Source organism: Pseudoalteromonas sp. SG43-7, assembly GCF_014164295.1.
In the GTDB taxonomy this organism is placed as follows: domain Bacteria; phylum Pseudomonadota; class Gammaproteobacteria; order Enterobacterales; family Alteromonadaceae; genus Pseudoalteromonas; species Pseudoalteromonas rhizosphaerae.
In genome coordinates, this window is sequence record NZ_JACJEY010000010.1 from 111931 (window position 1) to 130230 (window position 18300).

The 18300-nt window shown below is 40.4% G+C and carries 14 protein-coding genes and 1 pseudogene; all 15 read right to left on the bottom strand.

Going from position 1 to position 18300, the window contains the following annotated elements; translation table 11 throughout:
* Positions 1-9: 9 nt before the first annotated feature.
* On the bottom strand, positions 10-2253 hold the full coding sequence (locus H5200_RS06730) for a heavy metal translocating P-type ATPase (RefSeq protein WP_058155250.1): 2244 nt from the start codon (positions 2251-2253) through the stop codon (positions 10-12).
* Between the two features lie 101 nt (positions 2254-2354).
* Positions 2355-2768: a MerR family transcriptional regulator gene (locus tag H5200_RS06735; RefSeq protein WP_008467855.1), complete on the bottom strand. Its 414-nt coding sequence runs from the start codon at positions 2766-2768 to the stop codon at positions 2355-2357.
* Between the two features lie 299 nt (positions 2769-3067).
* Positions 3068-3490 (bottom strand): hypothetical protein, encoded by a 423-nt coding sequence (locus H5200_RS06740; RefSeq protein WP_010558026.1) that lies wholly within the window; start codon positions 3488-3490, stop codon positions 3068-3070.
* Between the two features lie 631 nt (positions 3491-4121).
* Positions 4122-4982, bottom strand: a complete 861-nt coding sequence (locus H5200_RS06745) for a copper resistance protein B (RefSeq protein ID WP_004589262.1) — start codon at positions 4980-4982, stop codon at positions 4122-4124.
* A complete protein-coding gene (locus H5200_RS06750; protein WP_013465888.1) occupies positions 4979-6802 on the bottom strand; it encodes a copper resistance system multicopper oxidase in 1824 nt (607 codons plus the stop codon). Before H5200_RS06750 ends, H5200_RS06745 begins: the two co-directional genes overlap by 4 nt.
* Positions 6803-6829: 27 nt before the next feature.
* Complete coding sequence (locus H5200_RS06755; protein WP_024596192.1) at positions 6830-7300, bottom strand: DUF4440 domain-containing protein; 471 nt, start codon at positions 7298-7300, stop codon at positions 6830-6832.
* A 15-nt stretch (positions 7301-7315) separates the two neighbouring features.
* Positions 7316-8203, bottom strand: coding sequence for a copper resistance D family protein (locus H5200_RS06760; protein ID WP_024596191.1), 888 nt, complete (start codon positions 8201-8203; stop codon positions 7316-7318).
* A gap of 19 nt (positions 8204-8222) precedes the next feature.
* The gene (locus tag H5200_RS06765) at positions 8223-8570 is read right to left on the bottom strand and encodes a copper resistance CopC family protein (protein WP_004589258.1); all 348 of its coding nucleotides are present in this window, start codon (positions 8568-8570) and stop codon (positions 8223-8225) included.
* Between the two features lie 24 nt (positions 8571-8594).
* The gene (locus H5200_RS06770; protein WP_024596190.1) at positions 8595-10427 is read right to left on the bottom strand and encodes a 2Fe-2S iron-sulfur cluster-binding protein; all 1833 of its coding nucleotides are present in this window, start codon (positions 10425-10427) and stop codon (positions 8595-8597) included.
* Positions 10427-11047 carry a PepSY domain-containing protein gene (locus tag H5200_RS06775; RefSeq protein ID WP_223230573.1) on the bottom strand — a complete coding sequence of 207 codons (621 nt, stop codon included), beginning with the start codon at positions 11045-11047 and terminating at the stop codon, positions 10427-10429. Before H5200_RS06775 ends, H5200_RS06770 begins: the two co-directional genes overlap by 1 nt.
* 79 nt (positions 11048-11126) lie before the next feature.
* On the bottom strand, positions 11127-14291 hold the full coding sequence (locus H5200_RS06780; protein ID WP_004589255.1) for an efflux RND transporter permease subunit: 3165 nt from the start codon (positions 14289-14291) through the stop codon (positions 11127-11129).
* A gap of 14 nt (positions 14292-14305) precedes the next feature.
* Complete coding sequence (locus tag H5200_RS06785) at positions 14306-16048, bottom strand: efflux RND transporter periplasmic adaptor subunit (RefSeq protein WP_004589254.1); 1743 nt, start codon at positions 16046-16048, stop codon at positions 14306-14308.
* On the bottom strand, positions 16048-17475 hold the full coding sequence (locus tag H5200_RS06790; RefSeq protein ID WP_004589253.1) for a TolC family protein: 1428 nt from the start codon (positions 17473-17475) through the stop codon (positions 16048-16050). The genes H5200_RS06785 and H5200_RS06790 overlap by 1 nt, the downstream gene beginning before the upstream one ends.
* Positions 17475-17972 (bottom strand): DUF411 domain-containing protein, encoded by a 498-nt coding sequence (locus H5200_RS06795; RefSeq protein WP_036956660.1) that lies wholly within the window; start codon positions 17970-17972, stop codon positions 17475-17477. Before H5200_RS06795 ends, H5200_RS06790 begins: the two co-directional genes overlap by 1 nt.
* 107 nt (positions 17973-18079) lie before the next feature.
* Positions 18080-18300: pseudogene (locus H5200_RS23765) on the bottom strand (hypothetical protein); the annotation flags it as partial.

Here is an 18300-nt window from a genome sequence, read left to right on the forward strand (position 1 = left end):
TGATTCTCCTTAATGCTCTTTTGCTTTAAAAAAGCGAAGTCGATTTGCATTTGACACTACAGTCAATGACGAAAACGCCATTGCAGCACCTGCAATTACAGGGCTAAGCAGAATGCCAAAGAAGGGATATAGAACCCCCGCAGCAAAAGGAATCCCGGCTACGTTATAGACAAACGCGCCAAACAAGTTTTGTTTGATATTTCGTAAAGTAGCTTTGCTTACCGCTATGGCATCAGCAAGGCCATGAAGTGAACCACGCATTAGGGTAATGTCAGCACTTTCGATAGCTACATCAGTCCCTGTGCCTATGGCGAAGCCAACATCGGCTAACGCTAGCGCAGGAGCATCGTTGATGCCATCTCCTGTCATACCAACAATTTCGCCGCCTTCTTGTAGCTCTTTCACCTTGTTGGCTTTATCTTCTGGCAGCACTTCAGCAAGAAACTCACTAATACCCACTTTTTTAGCTACGGCGGCAGCGGTTTCCTTGTTATCACCCGTTAACATGATGACGCGTATACCATTAGCATGAAGCCGTTTGATAGCAGAGATTGAGTCTGACTTGATAGGATCTGCAACAGCAATGATTGCTGCAAGTTCACCATCTACAGCAAAGTACATAGGTGTTTTGGCTTCTTTGGCTAAAGACTGTGCTTGTTCAACAAAGCCTGTGAGGTCTATGCCTTTTAACTTCATTAGTTTATCGTTTCCGAAAAGCAGGGCTTTGTTGTTGCAGCTTGCTTCTACACCAAAACCCGTAATGGCGTTAAAGGCTTCAATTTTTAGTAACTCAATATCCTGATCTAACGCACTTTCAACAATCGCTTGCGCTAAAGGATGCTCTGAGCCGCTTTCTAAACTTGCTGCAAGCTGTAGTACGTCTTTTTCGTCAGTAGCTTTTGCTAAAATAATATCGGTTACCTTAGGTGCCCCTTCAGTAATAGTGCCCGTTTTATCTAAAATCATGGCAGTGATTTTAGAGGCGGTTTGCAGTGCCTCACCGTTGCGAATAAGCACTCCGGCTTCTGCTGCTTTTCCTACTCCCACCATGACAGACATGGGTGTTGCCAAGCCTAAAGCACACGGGCAGGCAATAATAAGCACAGTAGTTGCTGAAACGATGGCAAAAGCAATGGCTGGCTCAGGTCCAAAGTTAAGCCATGCTAGCGCACTTAACACAGAGGTGATCATCACGACAGGTACGAAAAAAGCTGAAATAACATCGGCCAAACGGCCAATCGGCGGTTTCGAATTTTGTGCTCGTTTCACCATATTGATGATCTGTGCAAGCGCCGTGTCTTTACCAACGCGTGTGGCTCTAAATAAAATCATGCCTGATTTGTTCAAAGTACCTGCGACAACCTCATCTTCTTCAGCTTTTTCAGCAGGCATAGGTTCGCCTGTCAGCATGGACTCATCAATAGAGGTGTGTCCTTCCAATACCACGCCATCGACGGGAATTTTTTCACCCGGTTTTACCTTCACAATATCGTTAAATAAAACCTGCTCAATACCTATCTGAACTTCTTTGTTGTCACGAACCACGGTTGCTGTTTTGGCTTGCAAGCCGATAAGACGTTTAATGGCCTCAGAGGTTTTACCTCTGGCTTTGATTTCTAATGCTAAACCTAAATCAATTAAGCCAATGATCATGGCGGTAGCTTCAAAATAAACATGCCGTGCCATCAATGGAACAGCGTCAGGTGCAAACACGACAACCATCGAATACAACCAAGCCGTGCCTGTTCCTAAAGCAATTAGGGTGTCCATATTGGCTGAATGATTTTTGAAGCTCTTCCATGCTCCTACATAGAAATGCTTGCCTGAAAAATACATAACACCAAAAGTTAAAATGCCTACAACCAACCAAGAAATTCGTTCAAGGTTTGTTTCAACCGTCATTTCTCCAACTACAATGCTGTAGATCATCAAAGGAACGCCGAGTGAAAGGGCAATAAACGTATCGCGCATTAGCTTTTTGTAATATGCAAAATCCGCAGCCTCTTTCTCATCAAGCGCATCTGTTGCTGAGCTATCATCAATTGGCTTCGCGTTATACCCCACTGACTCAACAGCTTTGATCAACTCTTTTGTTTTAGCTGTCCCATAAACTGTTACTGTCCTATCAGCAAAATTCATTTCCGCACTGACGACTCCAAGAGTTGCCTTCAACGCCCCTTCAATTTTGCCTACACAGCTAGCACACCCAGCACCTTCAATGATAAGCTGTTGGTTATGTGATACTTTCTCCAACGTATTCTCCTTACTTTTACACGAAGAGGATTGAGCTTTTGCCTGACAGCAACAGCCTGATTCAGTTTTTATATTTGTGTTAGTAGCCACCCTTTTTCCTCCTATGCTTTTTTAATTTGCTCAAAGTTTTCGATGAGATGACAAACCATGTTTGCAGTCGGTGCTTTGTCTTCCATTTCTTCCCATCGAGAAAGCGCAGAAGACATTTTTCCTCGAAGTGCCAACATTGCTTGAAACTGCTTTTCTGTTTCTTCAAGCCGCTCTTTGATCAGGCTTCTGACTAATGGGCACGCACTTTTACCATCTTCAGATTCATTAATAATTTCCTTGATATCTGCAACGGAAAAACCAAGGTTTCTGGCACTTAAAATGAATTTAAGTCTCGATACTTCTTTATTCGAGTATGACTTGTAGCCGTTCACTGACTTAGCAGGTTTTAACAATCCTAATCTGGTGTAATAGCGCACCGTATCAGCAGTCGTTCCAAGGCTTTTTGCCAGCTCCGCAACTTTCATATTCACTCCTCAGTTTTTTAGCTAAGTTTGTACTCTCATCTTCAGCTTAGACCTGTGTCTAAGACACAGGTCAAGTACTAATTCTAGTGAATAAGCTAAAAACTAATTTTTTGGTAAAAGAGAAATCTCGGTCAAAATCGACAGCATTAAGTACTGTAAATAGCAATAGTTTGAGCATGTTCATCATGCCTCCAAAAAATATTGTGCTAATTGTTCAAAACGGTTGGTAATTTAAACCAATCAGTAAATCGTTTTATTTTTGATGGGACTGGCGAAAAAAAGGCGCACTGATCCCGTGATTAGCCAATAATTGGTGGACGATAAAGTAAGAGATGGATACCAGATTTTGGTAGGGGTATACGCTGTAGAATTAGCTCAGAATGAATATTGCAAATACCTTCGTCTTGCGCTTCCACAAGATAGGCATTTAAATGAAAGCTTGTACAAAAACCGCCTTCACAACAAACACAATCACCAGCTTTACATTTTTCACAGTCTTCATCACCATGACGGTTTTTAGAATCTTGCGAATTTTCAGTGTGATAGTGACTATTGTCATTCATTGATTGATGATGCATATTTTTGCTTGGTTGTATAATATGCGTGTCGGAAGATCCATTTTGATGTTCTTCACAATTCATTGGTTTAGCAATAGCAAAGCCATGCTGCGTAAGCAACAGAGTAATTACCACTATTTTAAACCACTTGAAAAGTCCAAACATTTTAATTCCTTATTTATCACCTACAATATTAGCCACTTTATAAAAATAATTTTATGATCTTGATCAACCTTTGAACTAAAACCTAAACTTTTTACTTTTTACTTTTTACTTTTTACTTTTTTAAACAGCTTTAACTTCACAAGTATAAAAGGGGTGTCTAATTTATACTCATGAGATTGAAGCCAAGCATGAGCACCATTAAAAGAAATAAAAACCCTACGCTCATAACTAGGTATTGAGTAATGGATCATTTTTCCAATTGTTCAGCTTTAAGCGCAGTACTTTGCAACAATCGGTTCTATCCCGGGCACATCCAATTCCCGTTCATCAAAAGTGATAAAATGGCCTATTGTACGTCTTTCAATGGCGATGTTTTTTGCCTTGACTCTTTAACCTTAACCATTCGCCAACTTTACTTCTTAGCTGATATTCCACCTTGATAGGTATACACCAGACTGGCACCGATTGAAAACAAGAAGTAGCTTACTATTACTGCTCTTAGTTCTTTCCAAAAAAACTATTAGCTAGGCCTTTCCTAACATAACTAAAATGGTTTAAACCCCAAAAAACGAAAGCTACCATCAATATAGTTGCGGTAGCTCTCATCAAGTCAATATAGTATTTCTTCATATCAGAGCCAGAACTTGATACCTGCAACAAAAGCAGTATCACGAGTACTTTGCCCATTTAACTTCGCAAAGTCGGCTGTATTACCAAATTTATTTGTCCACTCAACGCCAACATAGGGAGCAAACTGGCGGGTAAACTCATAACGAACCCGAAAACCAATAGCACTGCTAGACAAGCCACTACCAAGGTTATTTTGGACGTCATCCTTACCGTAAAGCGTCAACTCTGCTCGTGGTTGAACAATTAACTTTTGAGTAAGTAATAGCTCATACTCAGCTTCGATCGAAAATGCACTATTACCTTGCTCTCCTAAATACGCAGTCATATCAATTTCAAACCAGTAGGGGGCTAGACCTTGTAAACCAAAAGCTAGCCATTTGCGGTTTTCACCTTCGTTATTGTAATCAAGTCGAATACCGACTTGTGTATCCCAATAAGCAGATATTGCGTGGCCCCATAGAAAATCTGTTTGGTTCTCCTCTAAATTACCTTCGCTAAAATCTCCTTCAGTTTTGATGACTAATCTATCAAAAGTAGTGCCATACCATGCCTGAAAGTCAAAAACACCTGCGTTTGTTTGCTCATTATATTCAAGACGATCCCCTAGTAGCGCGTAAAATGAATGCTCATCTGCCAAAGTCAGTCGTTTGTCGCTACTGAGTGCATAAGGACCTTCAGTCAAAGTTGTACCTGCTGCATAAGCATGGGGGTCTCTAGCATCTTTAGGTGCATCTCCACCTTGTGCTTGCATTTTAGAATCACCCATCTCAGTCATCTCATCTTTTGCAGATACAGATACACTTATAAGGGGCAAACCTATTAATAATAGTCTTAACGTATTGGTTAGTATTAATTTTTTCATGATACAACTACCTCTCTAAACATACCTGCATCCATGTGGAATAATAAATGGCAATGCCATGCCCAGCGACCTACGTCATGAGGTGTTGTTAAAAAACTAATTCTTTGCGCTGGTTGTACAGGGATAGTATGGCGACGAACCTGTACATCACCTTTTTCATTCTCCAAATCGCTCCACATACCATGCAGGTGCATGGGATGTGTCATCATTGTATCGTTTTGTAAAATAACTCTTAAACGTTGATTATGCTTCATGTGAACTGGCGTGCTTTTTCCAAATTCCAAGCCATCAAATGACCAGCTATAACGCTCCATGTTTCCAGTTAAATGTAATTCAATTTCAGCCTCTGGCTCTTGCTGGTTTGTAATTCCCTCAAGAGAATGTAAATCTGCAAGTGTTAAAACACGGCGTCCATTTTTACGTAAACCTATACCGGGATCATCAAGGTTTGTTCTAGGCATATCAACACGCATATCAACAGAAGCTCCATACTCTGTTTTTGCATGACGCACTTTAGTGCTAGCAACAGCTAATGGGTTTTTAGTCATTCCATGTTTACTATGATCCATTGCCATCGCTCCATGACCCATTGCACTATGATCCATTTTATTAGAATTCATGCCCGACATGTCTGCCATACCTGCCATCGCGGAATGCTCACCACCTTGGGCCATATTCCCCATCATATCTGTCATCGTTAACCATTCAACGGGATCTAGAGCAGGTACTGGTGCATCAATATTAGGTGCCATTGATAAAGTACCTTTAGCATAACCTGAGCGATCCATGCTTTGTGCAAAAATCGTATATGCATCATTTTTTGGCTCGACAAGTACATCATAAGTTTCACCGGGACCAAATCTAAATTCATCTACTGTCACAGGTTCAACATTTTGTCCATCAGCTTGTACAACTGTTAACTTCAGCTCAGGTATTCTTACATCAAAAAACGTATTGCTAGAACCGTTAATAAATCTAAGCCTAACCTTTTCGCCAGCTTTAAACATTCCACGCCAGTTTGTCAAAGGCGCACAACCATTCATTAAAAAAGTCATTGCAGATGCTGATAAGTCTGCAAGATCTGTAGGGTTCATTCTCATTTTATTCCACATTTCCCGGCGTTGTAGCGCATTTGAAACGCTGCTATTTGAAATGTCATCAAAAAACTCTGGAACAGTAGGTTGATTAAAGTTAAATACATCGCTCTGTACTTTTAACTTGCGGAACAAATCCATTGGGTCATCATCAGTCCAATCAGACAATTGGATAACATGCTCATTGTCAGCACTAATAATATCCTTTTCTCTTGGCTCAATAATTAATGCGCCGTACATACCTGTCATTTCTTGAAAGCCACTGTGTGAGTGATACCAATATGTGCCGCTTTGTTGCAGCTTAAATTTATAAACAAAGGTTTCACCCGGCATTATACCTTTAAAGCTAATACCCGGTACGCCATCCATTTGATACGGAAGAATGATCCCATGCCAATGAATTGAACTCGGCACTGATAATTTATTAGTTACCCTGATAGTAACGTCATCACCTTCTCTGAGGCGCAAGGTAGGAGCTGGTATTGAGCCATTGATTGTTGTAGCCATTCTTACAACACCTGTGAAGTTTACGGGTGACTCATCTATCACCAGATCTATTATTTCTCCACTTAGTTCGGGCACAGTACCTGTTATTGTTCCAGCCACTAAAGATGAAGCAGCATGAAGAATGCTTGGAAAAGCAGCTAATATACCGCCAGCAGCTAAACCTTGTACAAAGCGTCTACGCGGTGTAGAAATTTGATGTAATGGATCTTTAATTCTCATTTTACTCTCCGAGGTTTGACCAATAAATTAGTGTGACCAATGAATGTGCTTAATTTTCCATTCACCGTTTTGCTTTTCGAGAACCATTGTTTCCATCCCTTGATAATCACGTTCTTCACCATTGTAAGTACCTTTAGTTTGACTACGCGAGGCAGAGATAGCTGTATTTCCAAGTATCGTCACTTGATGTTCAAGTGTGTCGCTCTTCATCGCTGCTAAATACTTCATATCCGACAACATATGATGATGAGCATATTCATCAGCGCTCCTTTCAACGCGGCCTCCCTCGAAAATGGTGACATCATCCGCTAACTGCGCTCTAGCCTGTTTTTGATTGCCAGTTTCAAGTGCTTGATGAAATGCCAAAACAACTTTTGCGGCTGGTGTATCTACACCTTTAAACAATCCTTTGTCTTTATTCTTATCACCATGAGCGTTTGCTGCGAAACTAAACGTCATTAATAAAACGAGTAGGATATTTATTGTTTTCATTTTCATTTTCTCTTTTAGGTTTTAATTTGCAGGGCCAACAACACTAGTAAGCCCAGCCGTTACAGATAAAATGGCAAAAGCTACTACCATTTCTATCGAGATAGATTTAGATAAAGCCTCTCTGCCTTGACTATTTTTAAGTTGTGGAACGAGTATTAGTTTATGTTTAGCAGCAAGTGCCAAAATAGACACTACAAGGGCCAATTTAAACAACAGTGTTTGTCCGTAACTTGAGCTTATTAGTGCATCAAGACTTCCGACCAATTGAATCACGAGCCAGAGGCCTGCTACCAACAATAGGCTCAATGTAAAACTTGCTTGTTTGCCAAAGCTTTCCATCAGCAAATGAAGTTCTGCATAACTTAGCTGATGGCAAGCCTGTTTTAGTGGCAATAACGCCCCAAACCACCATGCCATAACGAGCACATGCAAAATAAGCAAGCCTTTTTCAATTGTGCCTAACTCAGAAATATGACCCAGTAACGTGAATGAGTATGCAAGGATTAATAAACTCAACATTAAAGCGCTTTGTTTTAAGTACGAGTTCACAGCGAGTTTGAACCTTAAAGCTAAAGCGATTATTGCGGTAACTAGCCCAAGCGCTCGAAGCAAAGCTCCAGTGCCGACAGAGGAGTCCCACATAATAGCCAATATATCAGCGTCTATCGCCCCCTGAATTCCCTCTTCTGCCATTGCACCAGTACTGGCAAAGAACCAAGTAATATTAGCGATCAAAGCCATAACTATATAAGTTCTTGTCCACGTTAAATTCGCTATTACAGCATTAGTATGAGATTCATTATTCTCAAATATTTGCCTGAAAAATGTATAACCAGCAATACAGGCAAAGCCGACGTAAAATACAATTTTTGACAGTACAATGACTGTATTCCAGATATACATTTCCATATCAATCACACCGCCTATTTTAGTGAACCATAAAGCCGAAGCTATGTTTCATTTTATGACCATCGTTACCTAAGAAGGTTACATCCACAGCATAGTTTGCAGGAGCTAATTTAGGTAGTTTCCATGTAAATTTGCTAGTAGCGACTTTAGAAGGCTCGAATCCAAATTTAAATTCTTCGCCTTGTTTATTGGCCAATGAAACTTTTACAACCCGTACCTCTTTGGTGAACACCAAAGTTAACTCTTCTGGAGGATTCATTAGCATTGCATTATCAGCAGGCACACTTTTTTCAAGATGCACATGCGCAAATACCGCACTACTAAAAACGACACTGATTACGGTTAAAAATTTAATTAATGTTTTCATATATACCTCTATTTATTTAATGGATTAACGACTAAATTTATCTTTGAAAATTTGATTACTTGGAATCCCAGCATCTGTAATTATTTTTTCCACTTCACTCATCATTGCTTCTGGACCGCACAAGTAAAACTCAGCCAAAAGCAGTTCTGATTTTTGGTTCATATACGGCAGAAGTACTTTTTGAACATAGCCTGAGTGCCCTTGCCATTCTTCTGAAGGATTAGAAAGAGTAGGAATATAAGAGAAGTTTTTATGCTTCTCACTCAGTGACTTCAATTCATTATGGTATAGCAAGTCATCTTCAGTTCGCGCACCATAGATAAGAGTCAAACCACTTTTATCTTTATGCTTTTTCAACTGTTCAAAAATAATAGACCTCAGTGGTGCAAGTCCTGAACCCGCACCAATAAACACGCGACTAACTTTTTTATTTGAAGTGGCATAAAAATCAGAAAAAGGGCCTTTTGCAGTTATCGTTTCACCTACTTGGAGTGAACCTAAATAACTTGAACCTATTCCTGCTTTAAAACCATTCTTTGCGGTCTGCCAACGGATATTAAACATTAACTCATCAGACTCCTCGTCAAAGTTAACTAATGAGTAGTGGCGAGTTACACCGTTATGAGAAAATTTTCCATGATAGTAGCTATCCCAGTATTTTTCATAGCACTCTGGCATATCATCTGGACGTAAGCTATTCATCCCTGCTGGCACATCAAATTGCATATATGCACCAGCTTTAAATGCCAACTGTTTGCCTGATTTCAGCTTAAATTTCACTTCCTTGATAAAAGGAGTAATGAAATTAGTCGCAACCACAACTAGCTCATGATTTTCAATATTGCGATCAGTATTAACTTCAATCGAACTAATTTCAGAGAACCTATGCTGACATCCAAGCCGATAACCTTCCTTAAGTTGCTCCTGAGATAAATGTTCCTGTTCAGATAGTGTGATAGGTAATTTAGTTGAACTTAAGAACACGCATTTGCCACAAGTACCGCCACCACCGCAACCTGAAGGAAGGTATACATGTGAACTAGCTAGCCCTTCTAGTACAGTTGAGCGACCAACTGCTGAGATGTCAGTAATAGTATTTTCATTGGAAAACGTCACTGCCACTTTTTGCCTGTTAGTGCCCCAACCTAGCTTCAGTAAACCACTTCGATACTGTTGTATCAGCCAAGTAACACCAGTAATTGAAAGGAATAGCGTTGCAAAAGCAAATGCAATGATCAACCAATGGTTAAATCCTCCAGAATTGCCATAGTCCATAAAGTGAAGCTTCATCATCAGATCTTTCAATCTGAAATCATCATTGGCATGGCGAAGTACTTGACCTGTAATACTATCTAAATAAATAGTTGTATTGTTCTCATCCTCAACGGCAACTTGCCACATAGGATTTTGCTGCCTTACGTGATCAGAAAACGGAGGTTGAGATAACACTGGAGTAGTTAACTTACCCTGTCCTGAGTAGGAGTTTTTTGCCAAAGTTAGTACTTGTTCTTCAGACAAATTAAATGGCTTTCCTGTTACAGCATCAAATAGCTTTGAGTGGCGTTCTTGATAGCTATGCTGCCCCTTATCGAACACAAAATGATAGTAAGGCTGATGTAAAACCCATATAAGGTTTACTTCCTGCGGAGCATTACTAGTAATGTCTTTAATAGGGAATAGGTCAAAGCCTGTAATGCTACCTTCATGATGAGAATGAACTCTAAGTTCATTACCACTGGCTTTACTGTGATCCATCAAATTGAAGTAAAGGCCCGTTCCCAACCAAATAAGCAGTTGTAAACCAACAAATAAAGAAAGCCACTTGTGTATCGTTGTATTTAACTTAAATAGTCGCATCAAATGACTCCCTTTTTATTTGGGGAAAGCACTCGGTAATAAGTCAATACTGCGCCAGTAATTGCTCCCATTAGACCTAGAGTTGCGACCAAGAACAAAAACCAGTTAGATACGTTTTCTCCATCATAGTAATCCATAATGTGGAACCGCCACATCCAATCAAACAATCGCCAGTAATCATGACGCTTGGCAACAAGTGATCCTGTTTGTTGACTTATATAAAATGTCGGTGTGGAGAATTGCTCAAACGTCACTCTCCAAACAGGTAAATGCCTTGGGGACAACTCAGCAGGCAAGTTTGTCGCTGACTTAATCAACCTTACGCTGTCGATTTGATGATTCAGCGCATAATGGTATTGTGCGATTTCTTTAGCCTTGATTTCATCTACAAGTGCCTGAACAGCTCCAGTTTTAGCATCTATTGCTACTTTTCCATTTTCTCCATTAATAAAAGAATACAAAGGACGGCCCATACTTTGAGTAAGTGTAACTTGGCTAGCTTTAGGATAATCCGCAGCTAGCTTTACAATGGAGTAATCCATACTTGCTAAATCTATTTTGGCTTCCTCACTCTTAGCCAAGGTTTCGCCGTGTATATAGTGAATATCCATAGTCACCATATACACGCCTGTAATAGACCAGAAGAGGAATTGTATTCCGACAAATGCCATTAGCCATTTGTGATATTTTCTAGCCGTGCTAAGCATTACTTTTTAGCTCCGCCTTAGAAAGCTCCTTGTTAAAGGCGTTTAATTCTGGCTTTTTAACGATTGAGTAAATTACTGGGAGCACAATAAGAGTGAGTAGCACAGCACTTGTCATTCCGCCTACCATAGGTGCAGCAATACGACTCATAATCTCCGAACCTGTTCCTGTACCATATAAAATGGGCATCAAGCCGATAATGATTGTTGCAACTGTCATCATTACTGGACGAACTCGTAAGCCTGCACCGTGCAATAATGCATCTTGATATGCATCATCAGAGATAGGTTCAGCTCGCTCTTCAGCTTTTTCCTTAAGCTCAGCAAGTGCCTGATTGAGATAGACCAACATTATCACACCAATCTCAACCGCTACCCCAGCTAGAGCAATAAAGCCCACGCCAACAGCCACAGAGAAGTTAAACCCTTCCAGATACATCAACCATAAGCCACCAATCATCGCCATCGGCAAGGTAACGATAATGATAGCCACCTCACTAAACGCTCTGAAGTTTAAGTAAAGTAGAATAACAATAATGGCGAGTGTTAAAGGCAATACATAGGTGAGCTTTTCTTTCGCTCTTTCCATATATTCGTATTGCCCAGCCCAAGTAATTGAATAACCTGCTGGTAGTTTTAGATTATTAGCCAAGTGTATTTTTGCACTTTCAACATAAGTACCTACGTCAACACCGTCTATATCGATAAACGTCCAGCCATTTAAACGAGCATTTTCACTCTTAATTCCCGGCGGACCGTTCTCAACTCGAATATCTGCGACATCACCTAGTGCAATGCGTTGACCACTTGGTGTTACAACAGGTAATCGTGATAGCTGCTCAGGAGAGTCTCGATAGTCTTGCGGATAGCGTAAGTTAACAGGGTAACGCTCTTGACCTTCTACCGTTTGGGTAACGTTCATACCACCAATAGCTGTAGAAACCACTTGTTGAACATCTTCGATGTTTAACCCAAAGCGACTTGCCTTATCGCGTGAAATATCAACCTTGATATATCGTCCACCTGCAACTCGCTCTGAGTAAACTGATGCTGTGCCTGTAACTTCGGGTAAAATTTGCTCTATTTGTTGGCCGATTTCCTGAATCACATCAAGCTCTGGTCCGGCGACTTTAATACCCACAGGCGTTTTTATGCCTGTTGCTAACATGTCGATTCGGGTCTTGATTGGCATAACCCAAGCATTCGTTAAGCCCGGAAACTTAACCAATTTATCAAACTCAGCTTTTAACGATTCAGTAGTCACACCCTCTCGCCACTGCTCTCGTGGCTTCAATTGAATAAAGGTTTCAATCATGGTTAAAGGTGCAGGATCGGTTGCAGTTTCAGCTCTTCCTACTTTACCAAATACAGTTTCAACTTCTGGCACAGTGCGAATAAGCTTGTCTGTTTGCTGCAATAACTCCCTTGCTTTACCAATTGAAATACCGGGATAGGTAGTAGGCATATACATGAGATCGCCTTCATCCAATGGCGGAATGAATTCACTACCAATTTTATCGACAGGCCAAAAGCCAACGATAGTCACTAATATTGCTGCTACTATTGTCGATTTTGGAAACTTCATGACTTGCTTTAAAACAGGCATGTAGATAGCAATCAATAATCGGTTTAACGGGTTTTTCTTTTCAGAAACAACTTTGCCTCGAATAAAGTAGCCCATCAAAACAGGCACCAATGTGATCGCCAAACCTGCTGATGCCGCCATTGCATAGGTTTTTGTATAGGCGAGCGGAGAGAACATTCTTCCTTCTTGCGCTTCCAAGATAAATACAGGTAAGAATGAGACTGTAATGATCAGTAAGCTAAAAAATAGTGCAGGGCCTACTTCACTCGCAGCCTTAGCAACAATTTGCCAGCGATTTTCATCTGTTAGTGGTGTTTTCTCCATATGCTTGTGCATATTTTCAATCATCACTATTGCACCATCAGTCATCGCACCAATCGCAATAGCGATACCGCCTAAAGACATAATGTTGGCATTGATGCCTTGCATATACATGATAATGAACGACACCAAGATACCTAATGGCAGAGTAACAACTGCCACAATAGATGAGCGAAGATGAAATAGGAAAGCCACACAGACAATAGCAACGACTGCAAGCTCCTCTAGCAACTTGCTCCAAAGATTATCAACAGCACGATCTATTAACTTCGATCTGTCATAAACAGGGACAATCTCCACCCCCTCTGGTAGAGAAGATTTAAGCGATTCAAGTTTTTCTTTTACCCCGTTTATGGTTTGTTGAGCGTTTTCACCAAAGCGCATAACGACAACACCACCAACAACTTCGCCTTCACCATTAAGCTCTGCGATACCACGGCGCATTTGAGGCCCTAAATTAACGGTAGCAACATCACCAATACGCAATGGCGTGCCTTGTTCGTTAATACCAAGTGGGATTTTCTCTATATCACTAACTGATTGAATATACCCCGTTGCGGTAACCATATATTCAGCTTCAGCCATTTCCACAACGGATGCGCCAGTTTCTTTGTTCCCTTTTTGTAAGGCTATTTGTATTAAACTTAGAGGAATATCGTAAGCTCTCAATTTATCAGGATCTACTTGCACTTGATACTGCTTAACCATACCACCAACGGCGGCAACTTCGGACACGCCCGGAACAGTTTGTAGTTCATACTTTAAGAACCAGTCTTGAATGCTTCTTAATTGGCTTAGATCATGGTTTCCAGACTTATCTGTTAAAGCGTAAATGTATACCCAACCCACACCTGTTGCATCAGGTCCTAATTGAGGTTTTGCCGAATCAGGCAGGCTTGATGCTACTTGGCTTAAGTATTCAAGTACTCTGCTTCTAGCCCAATACAAATCAGTATCGTCATCAAAAATAATGTAGACGTAGGAATCACCAAAAAATGAGTAACCACGAACAGTTTGCGCCCCCGGCACTGATAACATCGCTGTAGTAAGAGGAAATGTCACTTGATCCTGCACTACTTGTGGTGCCTGTCCCGGATAGCTCGTCTTAATTATAACCTGCACATCAGAAAGATCGGGGAGTGCATCTACTGGTGTTTTTTGTAATGAATACAAACCACCAAACGCGATAATTAAGGTAATCAACAAAACAAAGAAACGATTGCCGATAGACCATCTAATAATTGATTCAATCATTATTTTTCTCCCACTTAATGATTAGAATGATCAACAGCAGCTTTATTTTCCTTGCCGTGTTGTTCATCTGATTCAAGAGAAATGTCAGTGATAACTAAGTCATCTCTAACCTCAAAAGTGAAAGTGACATTATCACCGACATTGAAATCAACCATTTCTATATTGTCCGCGACGATAAAATCCATCGTCGCAGCAGGTCTATCCCATTTCTCTATTGGGCCTCTGCTAATATTTAGAATCCGTGTATCAATATCAATCGCATTAATCAAACCAGATACTGTTGCTGATGATACTTCAGGCTCACTCATGATATGAATTCCAGTAATTTCATATCCACCGTCTTCGGTTTTGCTCACTTCAAAGTGCAAAGATTGACCTGACTTTAATGAGTCAATATCGACTTTTTCAGCCACAGTAAAATCCATAACCATTTCAGGCCAATCCCAAGCTTCAGCAGGGCCATGTGAAATATTAACCATGCGGTGCCCTGCCATAACACTATTAACATCCCCTTGCATCCAAACAGAGTTAGGCACTTCATCATGAGTCATTCGTTTAAAGTCAGAGCTTTTACTTGATTCAGAATCAATCAAGAATTGGGCAGATGTCACCACAACGTCATCTTCATTTAAGCCGTCTAATATTTCGATGCTGTCGATATCAACCCGGCCAATAGTCACTTCAATAGATTTAAATTGCCCATCACCTAACGCAAGTACTACTCTGTCCTGTTTACCTGTTCTAATAACGGCTTCTTTAGGCACGAGGATGGTGCTATCAGCTTGATTAGCGTGAATAGAGACTTGTGCAAACATATTTGGTTTTAATTGATAGTCTGTGTTATCAAATTTCAATCTCACTCGGAGTGTGCGTGTTTTACTGTTCAATGTTGGATAAACATAATCAACGACACCAGCCCAGTCCTCACCGGGTAAATAATCCAGTGTCATTGATACAGGAAGTCCTTTTTTAATTAAGGCTGCGTCACGTTCAAACACTTCTGCTTCAACCCAAACTTGATCTAGCTGGCCAATGCTTAATAAGGTGTTTCCCGGCTTTACATAAAAACCTTCTCTAACCTTCAAACCATCGACAACACCTGCTTGTGGTGAATAAAAGGTAATTGTTTGCTGAACCTTTCGTGTCTTTTCTAGCTTTTGAACAAAGTCTGCTGAAAGCTGTAACGCTTTTAGGCGATCTTTGGCTGCTGAAATTAAAGAACTATTGTTGCGCTTTAACGCTATTAACAGCTCTTCCTGAGCATTAACTAACTGAGGAGAATATAGTGTATAAAGAGGCTGCCCTTTCTCTACAGGGTTACCTGCTGCTTTGATGTAAAGTTTATCAATCCAGCCATCAACCCGTGGGTGGATATGAATTAGCTTATCTTCATCATATTGAACATAACCTACCGTTGAGATTTCAGTATGCATATTTTTCAGTTCAACAGGTGCAGTGCGAACCCCAAGGTTATTCACTACATGAGGCGCAATTTTTACTGCTCCGGGGCCAAAGTCATCACCAGATGATCCTTCCTCATACACTGGAATTAGGTCCATCCCCATAGGCGACTTACCGGGCTTGTCCCGGCGGTAATTAGAATCCATCGGTGCAACCCAATACAGAGGCTTTTTTTCTCCTGATGTTGCTTCATTACTATTACTGTTTGAGCCAGTACCTTGATATAAACTCAATGCTCCAGCACCAAGTGCTGCCCCAATGATGATGGCAATAATTGTTTTTGTATTCGTTGACATTATTTTTCTCCAAATTGCTGACTGGATAAGTGCTGATTAGTTTTGTGTGAAGTTTGCATCGACTTATGTTCAGCATTTGAGTTAGATTGAGAATGCGCAAAGAAATAGTTGATACGAGCAACTGTTTTAAGTGCGTCAACATCAATTCTTAAAGCTGATATTCTGGTATTTAATTCGGCAATTCTTGCTCGAACAACTTCGGCAAAATCGCCATCATCATTTGTGTAGGCTGTCAATGACGCTTCTGCTTGGTCATGAGTTTGTTTAAGGAGTTGTTCTTGATAGATAGATTGTCTATCTGATAAGCGTTTAAGCTGTCTTAGTTCTTTTTCTAAAACACTGATCATTTGCTTTGTCAGTAATAGTTTCTCGGTTTTAATAGTCTCTGAATCTGCAATAGAAGCTGCAACTTGCTTATCTTGTCTGTTCTCGGTAAACAAGGGTAAATCAAACGTTACCCCAACAGAAAATAAATCAGCTCGGCTATCACCAGAGGGCATATTGTCGCGATAGGCATAACTAGCATTAACACCCCATTGCGGCTCATATTGCTGTTTGGCTAACTCAATTCCTTTTTCTGAAGCTTTGCGTTTTATATCAATCGCAAGTATGGCTGGGTGATTCGAAAGCTCCTGAGCCAATAGATTTCTTGAGTAATTAGATGCTTTTAGGACTGTTGGATTATTCAATTGAATCGAAGGCAATTCTTTTGAGACGCTAAACTCTAATGGTTGCGCGTCAAAGTTGAATGATTCATTCAAACGATCCGCATCGTAAATATGAAGCCACTCATTGAGACGAGCGATTGTCGTTTCTAGTTTCTGCTTTTGCGAAGTTAATCTGTCATCTAACTGCACGATTTCCAACTGAGCACGAATAACATCTTGCTGTCTAGTTTTACCAACAACGTTTGAATAGCTAGCTTTAGCCACTTCTGCCATCTGCTCAAAGAGAGACCAATCATCTTCAATCAATTTAATAGTTTGTTGGGCTAAGTAAGCATCTAACCAAAGTTGTGACACTTGGCTTTTCAACTTAGCTTTACGATCCTCTCGTAACAGTGGAAATTTCGTGGACTCAATTTGTAACTGGTCTTTCTTGATCTCTAGACTGTCGCCTCTCGGAAACATTTGAGAGACGCCAACCTTTAGCTGAGTCATTCCTTCCTGATCTAAATCCCAAGTATCTGTTGGTAAATTCATTATCCCTAGCGATACTTTCGGATCAGGCAAAGTACCTGAAGCAATACTTCTATTTTCAACTGCACTTTGTTTCAATCGGCTACCATGAAGCCAAGGATCATTTTGCTGAGCTAAGGTGATAGCTTGTTCAAGCGACACTACTTTCTCAGCTTGAGCTGAGAATACAGATAAGCCGAGTATTAATGCAGTTGAAAGTGAAGTAAGGTTTGAAGAGTTCAATTTCATTAGAATTGCTCCTCGTATGTCTTAACTTTTGCATAGACTTTGCTCGTTCCATCTTTAAATAGAATTAACACGTTGTATGGCATAAAGCGGTCATCGACTTCCATACCGGGAGAGCCAACTGGCATTGCTGGAACTGAAAGCCCAATCGCATTGGGATGTTCTTCTGATAAGAACTGCTGAATAAATTTAGCAGGTATATGACCTTCAAAGGCAAATCCATTTCTACTCACTGCCGTGTGGCATGAACGGTAATTAGGTTTGATACCATACTTAGTTTTGATGTTGCCGATGTTTCGGAAATCTTTGGAATGCGCAACGATCCCTTTGTCTTCAATATGAGTTATCCATTTTTTACAACACCCACAAGTAGGGGTTTTATAAACGATTAACTCCAAAGGTGTTACGTCGTGATTGTCTGCATGGTTATGTTCGTTGGCGTTTGCAAACGCAGGTGAAAGCAGCATTACTACTGCTATTTTTAAATACTTATTGATCATTTTTGCCCCCAGACATCGCTGGAAAATATCTATAGCGCTACGACGCTATATTGACTAACAGAAAAATTAATTACATGTGCGAGAAATTTGGACGCACTAATCCTGTATTAGGCAAAAATTGGTGGACGATAAAGGGAAGTGGAAATTGAATGAGGTTGTTTAGATTGCAGAGCAGCTACAGATTCACTGAATATTTGAATATCTGTCGAATCAATACTGGAATTTAGGACTGTCGTAGATGAGCAAGCATTTGCAGGACAAATACATTCAACGTCACAACAATCTTCTGATTGACCATTACTGCTTTTATTCATATCACCATGATCCA